Below are 11,895 nucleotides of genomic sequence, written 5' to 3' on the forward strand. Positions count from 1 at the left end.
CGGCACGGGCCTTTTCACCGGAGTCATTCTTCAGTGGAGTCCCGTCCCCGCAGCGACGCAGGTAGTTACCTTCCGCTCAGTGCGCCACCCGTGATGATCCCGCTATGGATTCGCCGCTGGCGCCCGAACCACTTGGGGTTTGGCAGCGCTCTCTGGAGCACGGCCGGGCGGAACAACTCCCTCCTCAAGGCAGAACCTGTGCCTGTTCCCTCTCCGTTCCCACCGCTCCGGCCCGGAGCCCACCTGCCCCCGGCACCGCTGCCGCAGGCATCCCAGGAGGCCATGAATGACCAATAGTCGTCAGCCCAGCGCGAATACCGCCCCGCACAGCACCGATCGGCACTATTCTGAAACTGCCGAACCTCTAAAGGAGACCATGACCAGCCAGCCCAACCCCGGACCCGATTCAGCATCCCAGGACATGAGTCCTGCGGAAATCCAGGCTGTCATCGACCGGATCCTCGCTAAGGACACCCCCGCCCGGAAGGCAGCCCCGGCTGCCGGTGAGCCCGCCTCGGTGCTCGGCAAGGCGCAGGCGATATCCCGGCTGGACGAGGAACACAGCACCTACGACGGCGACCAGCAGGACCTCGAGGAACGGCACGCGCTGCGCCGCACTGCCGGCCTGTCCACCGAACTCGAAGACGTCACGGAAGTCGAGTACCGGCAGTTGCGGCTTGAGCGCGTCGTGCTGGCCGGACTTTGGACTGAAGGCACGTTGGCCGACGCCGAGAACTCGCTCCGCGAACTCGCAGCCCTGGCCGAGACCGCCGGCTCGGAGGTCCTCGACGGGATTGTCCAGCGCCGCCAGAAGCCCGATCCGGGCACCTTCCTTGGCTCCGGCAAGGCCCAGGAACTGAAGGACATCGTGATGTCCACCGGCGCTGACACCGTCGTCGTCGACGCCGAACTGGCACCGTCCCAGCGCCGCAGCCTCGAGGACATCGTCAAGGTCAAGGTCATCGACCGCACGGCCCTGATCCTCGACATCTTCGCCCAGCACGCCAAGAGCCGCGAGGGCAAGGCCCAGGTGGAACTGGCCCAGCTCGAATACCTCCTCCCGCGCCTGCGCGGCTGGGGTGATTCGATGTCCCGCCAGGCCGGTGGCCAGGTGGGCGGCGCCGGTGCCGGCATGGGTTCGCGTGGTCCCGGCGAAACCAAGATCGAACTGGACCGCCGCCGGATCCGTACCCGGATGGCCAAGCTGCGGCGTGAAATCGCCGCGATGAAGCCGGCCCGCGAGACCAAACGCGCCAACCGCCGTCGTAATTCCGTGCCCTCCGTTGCGATCGCCGGGTACACCAACGCCGGCAAGTCCTCGCTCCTGAACCGGCTGACCGACGCCGGTGTCCTGGTGGAGAACGCCCTGTTCGCGACCCTGGATCCAACGGTCCGCAAGGCCGAGACCTCGGACGGGCTGGGCTACACCCTCGCCGACACCGTGGGCTTCGTCCGGTCGCTGCCCACCCAGCTCGTGGAGGCGTTCCGCTCCACCCTGGAAGAGGTCGCCGACGCGGACCTGATCCTGCACGTCGTGGACGTCTCGCACCCGGATCCGGAAGGCCAGATCGCCGCCGTCCGCAAGGTGTTCAGCGAAGTCGACGCCCGCAAAGTGCCCGAAATCATCGTCCTGAACAAGGCCGACGCCGCCGACCCCTTCGTGATCGAACGGCTCAAGCAGCGCGAACCGCGCCACGTGGTGGTGTCGGCACGCACCGGCGAAGGCATCCCGGAACTGCTCAAGGCCATCAGTGAAGGCATCCCGCGGCCCAGCGTGAAGCTGGAACTTTTGATCCCCTACAACCGCGGGGACCTGCTCAGCAAGCTGCACGAAGCCGACGCCGAGATCCTCAGCCTCGACCACGAGGAAGCGGGCACTCGCGCCGTCGTAATGGTGCGCGAGGGATTCGCCGCTGAACTGGATTCGTTCATCAGCAATGACTGAGGCAGCGGTGACCGGGGCGGACACAGGTACGGGCGACCCGGCGGGGGATGCGGCAGCGGGGGACGAGGCAACGTCGGACCCGGCAACAGGAGACACAGCAACAGAAGACACAGCGGGGACTGAATCCGCCGGACAACGTCCGGCACGTTCGCGCGGCAAGGCCGGCGGGGAGTTCGTCATCGAGCTTCTCGACCGTGCCGTGTCCGGCATGGGCGGCCAGAGCCGCGACGGCCAGCACGAAATGGCCCGGCAGGTGGCGCAGGCGATTGACAGCGGCGACCACCTGCTGGTCCAGGCCGGGACCGGCACCGGCAAGTCTCTCGCCTACCTGATCCCGCTGATCGCCCATTCGCTGGTCAGCGACAAGCCCACTCTGGTCTCCACCGCCACGCTGGCACTGCAGACCCAGATTGTGGGCCGGGACCTGCCCCGGCTGCTGAAGACCATCACCCCGGCACTGGATCGGCCCGTCAAGATCGCCCTCGTCAAGGGCCGTTCCAACTACGTGTGCCGCCACAAGCTCGAAGGCGGCTTCCCGTCCGAAGAACCGTCGGAGGGTCAGCTCTTCTCGCTCGGCGAAGACACCTCCGTGCCGCACTTCGCCGCGGCGATGGGCGGCCCGTCCTCCCAGCTCGGCAAAGAGGTCGTCCGGCTGCGCGAGTGGGCCGAGGACACCGTCACGGGGGACCGCGACGAACTCCTGCCTGGCGTCACCGACCGCGCCTGGCGGCAGGTCTCCGTGACCTCGATGGAGTGCCTCGGGGCGCAGAAATGCCCCCTGGCGGCCGAATGCTTCAGCGAACTGGCCCGGCAGAACGCCGCGGACGCCGACGTCGTGGTTACCAACCACGCCATGCTGGCCGTAAGTGCCTTCGAGGGCCTCGCCGTGCTGCCGGAATACGACGTCGTGGTGGTAGATGAGGCCCACGAACTCCAGGACCGCGTCACCGGCGCCGTATCCGGCCAGCTTTCCGTGGCCATGGTGCACGCCGCCGCGTCGGGGGCCCGGAAACACACCGGCATCACCGTGGACGCACTGAACAACGCCGCATCCAACCTCGAACTTGCCATTGAAGGTGTCCCCAGCGGACTCATGCCCAACGGCCTCAACAGCGAACAACTGGACTGCGTGGACCAGTTGCGGGACGCCTGCCGCGCCGCGCTCTCGGATTCCAAGGGGGACAGCGCCAACACGGCCGACGGCGGGCGCCAGCTCGCGCGCTCCCGGCTCATGGTGATCCTGGAACTCTGCGAACGGCTGCTGGCAGCCCGCGAGAACCGCGAGGTGGTCTGGTTTTCCCGCAACAGCACCTTTGACCCGCAGCAGGGCTACTCCCAGCCGGATGAGTCGGCCCCGGCGCTGGTCAATATCGCCCCGCTCAGCGTCGCCGGACGGCTCCGGGAGGGCCTGTTCGCAGACCACACCGTCATCCTGACCTCGGCCACGCTGGCCATAGGGTCCGCTTTCGAACCGGCCGCCGGCGGCCTGGGCCTGGTGGGGCCCGGCGCCCCCAGCTGGACCGGCGTTGACGTCGGCTCTCCGTTCGAATACCCCAAGCAGGGCATCCTGTACGTTGCCAAGCACCTGCCCAAGCCCGGCCGGGGCACGTCCCCGGAAGCGCTTGACGAGCTCGAAAAGCTGATCAGGGCCTCCGGCGGCGGGGCACTGTGCCTGTTCTCTTCACGGCGCGCCGCCGAAGACGCCGCCGAGGCCCTGCGGCCACGGCTGGACATGAGCATCCTCTGCCAGGGGGATTCGACCATGACGGCGCTGGTGAAGCAGTTCGCCGACGAACCGGACACCTGCCTCTTCGGCACCATGTCGCTGTGGCAGGGTGTCGACGTGCCGGGGACGTCCTGCCGCCTCGTGGTGATCGACAGGATTCCGTTCCCGCGGCCCGATGATCCCCTGATGACGGCGCGGTCCCGGGCAGTGGCCCAGGCCGGTGGCAACGGCTTTATGAGTGTTTCCGCGACGCACGCCGCCATCCGCCTTGCCCAGGGCGCCGGCCGGCTGATCCGCACGACGACGGACAAGGGCGTGGTGGCTGTGCTGGACTCGCGGCTGTCCACCGAACGTTACGGGGGATTCCTCCGCGCCGCCCTGCCGCCGTTCTGGCCCACCACGGACCCCGCGATCGCCCTCGCGGCCCTGGAGAGGCTCGCGCAGGAATCAGGGCGGCCCGGGACGTAGCTCCCAGCGGCTGTGGCGTTCCTGCCCGGTTGTCCGGGAGGGAACGCGAAAGGCCCCGTCCGGCGTGAATCGGCGGCGGGGCCCTGTTCGCAGGCAACGGGAGGCCCGGACTGGGAGGCCTGGTCCTAGAGGGAGCGCAGCACCGAGACGACTTTCCCCATGATGACGGCGTGATCGCCGAGGATGGGCTCGTACTGGGTGTTCTGCGGCAGCAGCCAGGTGTGGCCGTCACGCTGGCGGAAGGTCTTTACGGTTGCCTCGTCGTCCAGCAGGGCGGCCACAATGTCACCGTTGACGGCATCGCCCTGGCGGCGCACAACCACCCAGTCACCGTCGCAGATGGCCGCGTCAATCATCGAGTCACCGGCAACCTTGAGCATAAAGAGTTCGCCGTGGCCCACCAGCTGGCGGGGCAGGGGCATAACGTCTTCAACGACCTGGTCGGCCAGGATCGGTCCGCCGGCGGCGATCCGGCCGACCAGCGGCACCATGGCGGTATCCGTGGCACTGGCCAGCTCAGAAACAGACAAGCCGCCCACACTGCGCAGGCCGCTTGGCTTCTCAACCCCTGAAATCTTCGTGGTCCCCTCATCGAGGGTCAACGGCATCAGCACTTCCATGGCGCGCGGGCGCTTGGGATCGCGCCTCAGGTAGCCGAGCTTTTCAAGCTGCGAAAGCTGGTGGGTGACGCTGGAGAGGCTCGCCAGGCCGACGGTATCGCCGATTTCGCGCATCGACGGCGGGTAGCCGTTGTCCGTGACGGAGCGCTGGATGGTCTCCAGGATCTTCTTTTGCCGGACGGTGAGGCTTTTGGGAGGCCGGGCCGCCTGCGGGCTCCGCGCGGAGGCCCTGCCGCCAGTGGCTTGTGCTGCCATGTTCGCCAACGCCTTTCCGTTCCGCCCGGCCGCTGTGGCTGCAGCTGCCGGGAACTTCCGGCCTGAAATGTCAGACCCTGCTGATCAACTGCAGAAGTGGTTGTTCTTTGACTCAAACGTAGGCCAGCCACACAGCTTTTTCAAACATTTGTTCTAGCGAGTCTCGACAATGTTCGTCAATAGGTGCTAAAACAGAACAAGCAGGGTTCGAATATGTGTTCTAGTTTTACGAAGCTCGGGTAGAACGAATCGTTCGGTTCTTTGTTCGAAGGTCAGGCCGGTTCGCGGCGGGTACGTGGAGTACGTCGGGCGGCACAGTATGGTCCAGGAGGGCTCAGTTCATGTCAGCATCAAGCGCGTTTCACGACACTTTCGGCCGCGACGCATTCGGCGACTACGGCCGGCCCGGCACCGGCACCGGCACCGGCACCGGCACAGGTCAGCCCGGCCAGCCCAGCTCCGGCGGGCGTGCCAAGCAGGCACAACAGGCGCCGCTGAGGCTCACCAGGCGGGGGCGTTTCGTCTTCATCGGAGTGCCGCTGATCCTGCTGGCCGCCCTGGTTCTTTCCCTCAGCGGCTTCCTCAATGCTCCGGCAAAGGCGGCGGACTCTGCCGCCGAGCTCTCACTGACTCCCACAGTCACGGTGACGGTGCAGCCCGGTGAGTCCTTGTGGGCCATCGCCGCAGCGGTGGCGCCCGAGCGGGACCCCCGCGATGTCGTCGCCGACATCATCCAGCTGAACAACCTCGAGGCCGCCAGGGTCGTGCCGGGCCAGGCCCTCTTCATTCCGTCCAACTAGTTCCTGCCGTCCAAGTAGCTCAGGGCCCCGTCGGGCCGTCGCCGGGCGCCCCGCAGGCCGCCGGGCCGCCCTGCAAGCGTCACAGTTTCGGGGCACGCGGCGATCTCACTTAAACTGGGCTGGTGACTGACCAGCTAGAGCGCCTGAACCGACTTCCCCTCCGGACGAACCTGCGGGGCCTGACCCCCTACGGGGCACCGCAGCTGGACGTCCCTATCCTGCTCAACGTCAACGAGAACACCCACGGCGTCCCGGCCGACGTCCGCGCCGCCATCTCCGAGGCCGTCACGATTGCCGCCGCCGGGCTGAACCGCTATCCGGACCGTGAATTCACGGAGCTGCGCGAGGCCCTGGCCGAATACCTCGGACACGGATTGGGTGCGGACAACATCTGGGCCGCGAACGGTTCCAACGAGGTTCTCCAGCAGATCCTCCAGGCCTTCGGCGGCCCGGGCCGCACCGCCCTTGGCTTCCCTCCCACGTACTCCATGTACCCGCTGCTGGCTTCCGGCACGGACACCGGGTACATCGCCGGGGTTCGCGCGGATGACTACGGACTGAGTGCCGAATCGGCCGCCCGGCAGGTCCGCGAACTCCAGCCGAACATCGTTTTCCTCTGCTCCCCGAACAACCCCACCGGGACCGGGCTTGGCCTGGACGTCGTCGAGGCGGTCTACGAGGCCGGGGAGGGCAGCCAGACCATCGTGATCGTCGACGAGGCGTACCACGAGTTCGCCCACGACGGGACGCCCAGCGCGCTGACGCTGCTGCCCGGCCGGGAACGGCTGATCATCTCGCGCACCATGAGCAAGGCCTTCGCCCTGGCCGGCGCCCGCGTCGGCTACATGGCGGCGGCCCCCGAGGTAACGGACGCCCTGCGCCTGGTCCGGCTCCCGTACCACCTCTCGGCCATCACCCAGGCGACAGCGCTGGCCGCCCTGCACCACCGGGTCGCACTGATGGCCGACGTCGAGGACATCAAGCGGCAGCGCGACAGGATCGTGTCCGAACTGCAGCGGATGGGCCTCAAACCGGCCGCCTCCGACTCGAACTATGTCTTCTTCGGCGGCCTGGATAACCCGCACGAGGTCTGGCAGGAACTGCTGGCCGCCGGTGTGCTCATCCGCGACGTCGGCATTCCCGGGCACCTTCGTGTCACCGCCGGGACTGAGACGGAAACCACAGCCTTCCTGGAAGCACTCGAACGGATCCTGGCCGGCCGCGCAGTGCAGCCCGCCTAGACTTAACCCAGGACATCCACCCTGCCCTGTTCGCCGGGCACCGTCGTCATCCAAAGGACACCCACATGAGCACCACCGGATCAACCGCTGCCGAGGGCCGGACCGCACGCATGGAACGGACCACCAGCGAGTCGTCGGTGCTGGTCGAGATCAACCTGGACGGCACCGGTGTCTCGGACATCAGCACCTCGGTCCCGTTCTATGACCACATGCTGACGGCGTTGAGCAAGCACTCCCTGATCGACATGACCGTCAAGGCGACCGGCGACACGCACATCGACGTCCACCACACGGTCGAGGACGTTGCCATCACGTTCGGCGAGGTCCTGCGCACTGCGCTCGGGAACAAGGCCGGGATCCGCCGCTTCGGCGAGGCCACGGTGCCCCTCGACGAGGCCCTTGCGCACGCCGTCGTCGATGTCTCCGGCCGCCCGTACCTCGTGCACGGCGGAGAACCGGCAGGCCAGGAGTACCACCTGATCGGCGGACACTTCACCGGTTCCCTCACCCGCCACGTCTTCGAAGCGATCACCCTGCACGCCGGAATCTGCCTGCACATGAACGTCACCGCCGGCCGGGACCCGCACCACATTGTCGAGGCCCAGTTCAAGGCCTTCGCCCGCGCCCTGCGCGCCGCCGTCGAACGGGATCCCCGCGTCGAGGGCATCCCGTCCACCAAGGGTGCGCTGTGACCGGCAAAGTGCTGAAGGACGGGGCCATCATCGACCCCGACGCCGGCGCGAAGCCTGCGTCGCCGGAGGGCAAGCCGACCGTGACGGTCCTCGACTACGGCTCCGGCAACGTCCGCTCCGCCGTCCGCGCCCTCGAACGTGCCGGAGCCGAAGTGATCCTCAGTTCCAAGCCGCAGGACGTGCTCAACGCCGACGGCCTCGTGGTCCCCGGCGTCGGTGCGTTCGAAACGGTGATGCGCGAGCTCAAGGCCGTCGACGGCATCCGCATGATCGGCCGCCGCGTGGCCGGGGGCCGGCCCGTGCTGGCCATCTGCGTGGGCCTCCAGGTCCTGTTCGAGGCCGGCGTCGAGCACGGCACCGAAGCCGAAGGCATGGGGGAGTGGCCCGGCAAGGTCGAACTGCTTCCCGCTGACGTCGTGCCGCACATGGGCTGGAACACCGTGTCCGTCCCCGTGGGCTCCAAGCTGTTCGCCGGCGTTGAGGACGAGCGCTTCTATTTTGTGCACTCCTACGGGGTTCAAAAGTGGGACTTCGACGTCATCCAGCCCAGGATGACGGCGCCCCTGGTGACCTGGTCAGAGCACGGTGCCCCGTTCATCGCGGCCGTGGAAAACGGCCCGCTGTGCGCCACGCAGTTCCACCCCGAGAAGTCCGGCGACGCCGGGGCGCACCTGCTGCGCAACTGGGTCGGGGGCCTGCGGGACCGTTCCCGGGCTGCCGGCTCCGCATCCCCGGAATCGGCGGGCGCAGAGACCGCGCCGACAGCCGCTGCCCCGGAAGCCGGGACCGCCTAGATGTGGTCCATCGTGCTGATGGGGCTTGCCGGCCTGCTGGTCGGCGGGGCGCTGTCCTTCCGCCAGCAAAAGAGCCCGCGCTGGGTCCAGGCCGTGTTCTACGTCCTGGCCGCGATGGCGCTGCTGGCCGCCTATCTCCTGACCCTGCCTGCCGCCTGACTCCCGCAGCGCCCCGACCACCTGCCGTCCCTGAAGAGCTGAGGATCCACGATGACCACCGAAACCCCGTTGCCCGTGCTTGAGCTGCTGCCCGCCGTCGACGTCGTCAACGGCCAGGCCGTACGCCTCGTCCAGGGCGAGGCCGGGAGCGAGACGAGCTACGGCACGCCGCTGGAAGCCGCGCTCAACTGGCAGCAGCAGGGGGCCGAATGGGTCCATCTGGTCGACCTCGACGCCGCCTTCGGCCGGGGCTCCAACGCCGAACTGCTCCGCGAAGTGGTCGGCCGGCTGGACATCAAGGTGGAGCTCTCCGGCGGCCTGCGCGACGACGAGTCCCTCGAGAAGGCCCTGGACCTGGGCGTGGCCCGCGTGAACCTGGGCACCGCGGCACTGGAGAACCCGGAGTGGACCGCCCGGGTGATCGAGCGCTTCGGCGACAAGATCGCCGTTGGGCTGGACGTCCGCGGCACCACGCTGGCGGGCCGCGGCTGGACCAGGGAAGGCGGCGACCTCTGGGAAGTCCTCGGACGCCTCGAGGAGGCCGGCTGCTCCCGCTACGTCGTCACCGACGTCACCAAGGACGGCACCCTCCAGGGGCCCAATGTCGAACTGCTGCGCCAGATGGTGGAAAAGACCGGGAAGCCCGTCGTGGCCTCCGGCGGCATCTCCAGCCTCGACGACCTCAAGGTCCTCCGTTCCCTCGTGCCGCTCGGTGTCGAGGGGGCTATCGTCGGCAAGGCGCTCTACAACGGCAACTTCACGCTGCCCGAGGCCCTCGACGTCGCCGGCCGCCGCTAGGGAAGCACGCAGCATGGAGAACCCCCAAGGCGGCCACGCAGCTGACAGTCCAGTCCCCTCCCGCCAGTTGCCCGGACATATCGCGGCGGCCCTGGCCGGCGCCGGCGGAGCGACCGACTCGGCGGGCCAACCATGGGCGGGGCGCAGCCTGGCCGGCGACGACGCCACGATCCACAACTTCGAGGACGACGACGGCGCCGCCGACGCCGGCTATGTCGCGGCGCTGGCCGCCCTCGCTGCCGGCGACGGCGACGAGGCGGCAGTGGTGGCGTCATTGGCCACGGCCCGGGTGTTTGTGCCGATCCTCGCCACGCTCGCCGAAGAGGGCGAAGGCGCCGGGGGCCTCCACGCCGACAAGCAGGCGGACATGGCCCTCGTGACGCTCAAAGCCCCCGACGGCCGGACCGCGATGCCCGTGTTCACCTCCGCGGCTTCGCTTGCAGCCTGGCATCCCGAGGCGCGCCCGGTGGCCGTCTATGCTGCCCGCGCGGCACTCTCAGCGGTCGCTGAGGGCGCGGAACTGCTCGTGCTCGACCCTGGGTCTGCTGTGACGTTCGTCGTGCGCCGGCCGGCGGTGTGGGCACTGGCCCAGCAGCGGGACTGGACGCCGTCGTACGCTGATCCGGAGCTCGCCCGGAACCTCGGCGAGGCCGCGGTTGGCTTTCCCGCGGTCCGCCGTGTTGAAATTCATCGGGGCGGGGGAGTTGCCGCGGTTGCGGCCGATGGAAGACAGCTCCCGGGCGGGGGCTCCGGCCCGGAGCTCCGCGTGGTGCTCTACCTTGAAGACGGACTCGACGCCGCCGGCGTCCAGTCCATCGTGTCCGGCCTCAACAACGCCTGGGCACGGAATGAATCATTTGCTGAGCGGGTTGACTCAATCGAGGTCAAATTGCAGCGCGCAGCACAGTAGCTGACGGCCGGCCGGGGGAAATCCTGGGTGCTGCCGGGGGCAGTACCAGAAGGAAATAGTTTCGTGAACTTCGCGCTTTACCGGGAACTGCTGGCCGTCCGGCCCATCAGGCGGCTCCTGCTGGTCGGGATGGTCGCCCGCATACCGCACTCGGCGGCCGGGGTCCTCCTGACCCTGCATATTGTCCTGACTCTCGGGCAGGGCTACGCCGCCGCCGGCGCCGCCGCCGCCGTGATGACCATCGGCATCGCCGTCGGCGCACCCTGGCGCGGCCGGCGCGTCGACACCGTCGGCCTGCGGCGGGCGCTCATCCCGTCCGTCGTTTCCGAAGCCGTCATCTGGTCCGTTGTGCCGCACGTGTCCTACGAGGTCCTGTTGCCCCTGGTCTTCGTCGGCGGCCTGCTGACGCTGCCCATCTTCAGTGTTGTGCGCCAGTCCCTTGGCGTCCTTGCCACGGGGGAGCAGCGGCGCACGGCGTTCGCGCTCGATGCCATCTCCACCGAACTGGTCTTTATGATCGGCCCGGCGGCCGGCGCCCTCGTGGCCACGGCAGGGTTCTCGGTCCTGGGGCTGACCATCGTCGGCATTGCCACCTCGGTGTCCGGGCTGTTCCTGATGTGGTTCAACCCGCCGACCCGCAGCGCCGAGCCTGTCCCTGGGCCCAATCCATCGTCCGGCGCCGAGTCCGACGCGGCGTTCGAGGCAAGCCAGCAGGAGGGAGCGGAGGTCGCCGTCGTCGCCGCGGCCCCGGCGCACCTGCGGGAGGCCGCCGCCGAGTTCGCCCCGCTGGCCGCCGCCGGGGAAAGGCGCCAGGACCGGGCAGGCCTGCGGCAGAAGGTCGTCCACAACTTCGCCTGGTTCACCTCAGCCGTGGCCGCCGTGTTCGCCGTCGCAGCCGGGGCCGGCATGGTCCTCAGCGGCACGGACGTCGGAATCGTTGCCGCGCTTGAAACAGGCGGCCACCAGGCCGAGATCGGGCTGGTGTTCCTCTTCTGGTGCGCGGCCTCCGTGGTCGGCGGCCTCATCTACGGCGCCATGCACCGGCCGATCTCTCCGATCCTGCTGCTGCTGGGCATGTCCGCGCTGACCATTCCGATGGCGTTCGCGCAGGACACCTGGACCCTGTGCCTGCTCTCGCTCCTGCCGGGCCTGCTGTGCGCCCCGGTGCTGTCGGCAGCCTCGGAGAAGGTCGCGGAACTGGTCGACGAGCGGCGCCGGGGCGAAGCGATGGGCTGGTACGGCTCGGCCCTCACCGGAGGGGTGGCCCTCGGGGCACCCCTCGCCGGCGTCTTCATCGACGGCATCGGCCCATCGGCCGGGTTTGTGGCCGTGGGGCTCGGCGGCGTCGTGTTGTGCCTCGTGGGTCTCGTGCTGCAGCGCCGCCGCAGGTTGCGTCTCGCTGCAGCCTGAGGGCACCGGACGGCAACGGCGCCCGCACAGGATAGGGCGTTAAACGACGGCGGCGGCGGACGGACCGAAAGGGTCCG

Annotated in this window: 11 protein-coding genes; 10 read left to right on the forward strand and 1 reads right to left on the reverse strand. The window is 68.6% G+C overall.

Translation table 11 applies throughout. From position 1 onward, the window contains the following. Window positions 1-376 precede the first annotated feature (376 nt). Window positions 377-1,945 carry a GTPase HflX gene (gene hflX / locus LDO13_RS06210; protein WP_224049154.1) on the forward strand — a complete coding sequence of 523 codons (1,569 nt, stop codon included), beginning with the start codon at window positions 377-379 and terminating at the stop codon, window positions 1,943-1,945. Continuing rightward, window positions 1,938-4,139 (forward strand): ATP-dependent DNA helicase, encoded by a 2,202-nt coding sequence (locus tag LDO13_RS06215; protein WP_275960585.1) that lies wholly within the window; start codon window positions 1,938-1,940, stop codon window positions 4,137-4,139. The genes hflX and LDO13_RS06215 overlap by 8 nt, the downstream gene beginning before the upstream one ends. Before the next feature lie 125 nt (window positions 4,140-4,264). Here the strand turns inward: LDO13_RS06215 and lexA are convergent, their stop codons facing one another. Then, entirely contained in the window at window positions 4,265-5,014 is a 750-nt protein-coding gene (gene lexA, locus LDO13_RS06220) for a transcriptional repressor LexA (RefSeq protein ID WP_224049155.1), read from the reverse strand. Between the two features lie 341 nt (window positions 5,015-5,355). Here lexA and LDO13_RS06225 point away from each other — a divergent pair, with 341 nt between their 5' ends. From LDO13_RS06225 to LDO13_RS06260, 8 genes are all read left to right on the forward strand, one after another. Then, window positions 5,356-5,814, forward strand: coding sequence for a LysM peptidoglycan-binding domain-containing protein (locus LDO13_RS06225; RefSeq protein WP_346347033.1), 459 nt, complete (start codon window positions 5,356-5,358; stop codon window positions 5,812-5,814). A gap of 122 nt (window positions 5,815-5,936) precedes the next feature. Then, a complete protein-coding gene (locus LDO13_RS06230; protein WP_224049156.1) occupies window positions 5,937-7,055 on the forward strand; it encodes a histidinol-phosphate transaminase in 1,119 nt (372 codons plus the stop codon). Window positions 7,056-7,120: 65 nt separating this feature from the next. After that, a complete protein-coding gene (gene hisB, locus LDO13_RS06235; RefSeq protein ID WP_224049157.1) occupies window positions 7,121-7,747 on the forward strand; it encodes an imidazoleglycerol-phosphate dehydratase HisB in 627 nt (208 codons plus the stop codon). Continuing rightward, window positions 7,744-8,541, forward strand: coding sequence for an imidazole glycerol phosphate synthase subunit HisH (hisH, locus tag LDO13_RS06240; protein WP_224049158.1), 798 nt, complete (start codon window positions 7,744-7,746; stop codon window positions 8,539-8,541). The genes hisB and hisH overlap by 4 nt, the downstream gene beginning before the upstream one ends. Beyond that, window positions 8,542-8,700, forward strand: coding sequence for a hypothetical protein (locus LDO13_RS06245; RefSeq protein WP_224049159.1), 159 nt, complete (start codon window positions 8,542-8,544; stop codon window positions 8,698-8,700). Between the two features lie 51 nt (window positions 8,701-8,751). Further along, window positions 8,752-9,498 (forward strand): bifunctional 1-(5-phosphoribosyl)-5-((5-phosphoribosylamino)methylideneamino)imidazole-4-carboxamide isomerase/phosphoribosylanthranilate isomerase PriA, encoded by a 747-nt coding sequence (gene priA / locus LDO13_RS06250; protein WP_224049160.1) that lies wholly within the window; start codon window positions 8,752-8,754, stop codon window positions 9,496-9,498. Between the two features lie 13 nt (window positions 9,499-9,511). Then, window positions 9,512-10,408, forward strand: coding sequence for an SseB family protein (locus LDO13_RS06255; RefSeq protein ID WP_224049161.1), 897 nt, complete (start codon window positions 9,512-9,514; stop codon window positions 10,406-10,408). A gap of 63 nt (window positions 10,409-10,471) precedes the next feature. Then, the gene (locus tag LDO13_RS06260; protein WP_224049162.1) at window positions 10,472-11,818 is read left to right on the forward strand and encodes an MFS transporter; all 1,347 of its coding nucleotides are present in this window, start codon (window positions 10,472-10,474) and stop codon (window positions 11,816-11,818) included. Window positions 11,819-11,895: the final 77 nt, after the last annotated feature.

It is taken from the genome of Arthrobacter sp. NicSoilB4 (assembly GCF_019977335.1).
GTDB lineage: Bacteria > Actinomycetota > Actinomycetes > Actinomycetales > Micrococcaceae > Arthrobacter.

Bases quoted from the DNA above. Each gene is read 5' to 3' on its own strand.
- LDO13_RS06245 (WP_224049159.1), top strand. From the start codon at position 8,542: ATGTGGTCCATCGTGCTGATGGGGCTTGCCGGCCTGCTGGTCGGCGGG.
- hisB (WP_224049157.1), top strand. From the start codon at position 7,121: ATGAGCACCACCGGATCAACCGCTGCCGAGGGCCGGACCGCACGCATG.
- LDO13_RS06255 (WP_224049161.1), top strand. From the start codon at position 9,512: ATGGAGAACCCCCAAGGCGGCCACGCAGCTGACAGTCCAGTCCCCTCC.
- priA (WP_224049160.1), top strand. From the start codon at position 8,752: ATGACCACCGAAACCCCGTTGCCCGTGCTTGAGCTGCTGCCCGCCGTC.
- hflX (WP_224049154.1), top strand. From the start codon at position 377: ATGACCAGCCAGCCCAACCCCGGACCCGATTCAGCATCCCAGGACATG.
- LDO13_RS06215 (WP_275960585.1), top strand. From the start codon at position 1,938: ATGACTGAGGCAGCGGTGACCGGGGCGGACACAGGTACGGGCGACCCG.
- lexA (WP_224049155.1), bottom strand. From the start codon at position 5,014: ATGGCAGCACAAGCCACTGGCGGCAGGGCCTCCGCGCGGAGCCCGCAG.
- LDO13_RS06225 (WP_346347033.1), top strand. From the start codon at position 5,356: ATGTCAGCATCAAGCGCGTTTCACGACACTTTCGGCCGCGACGCATTC.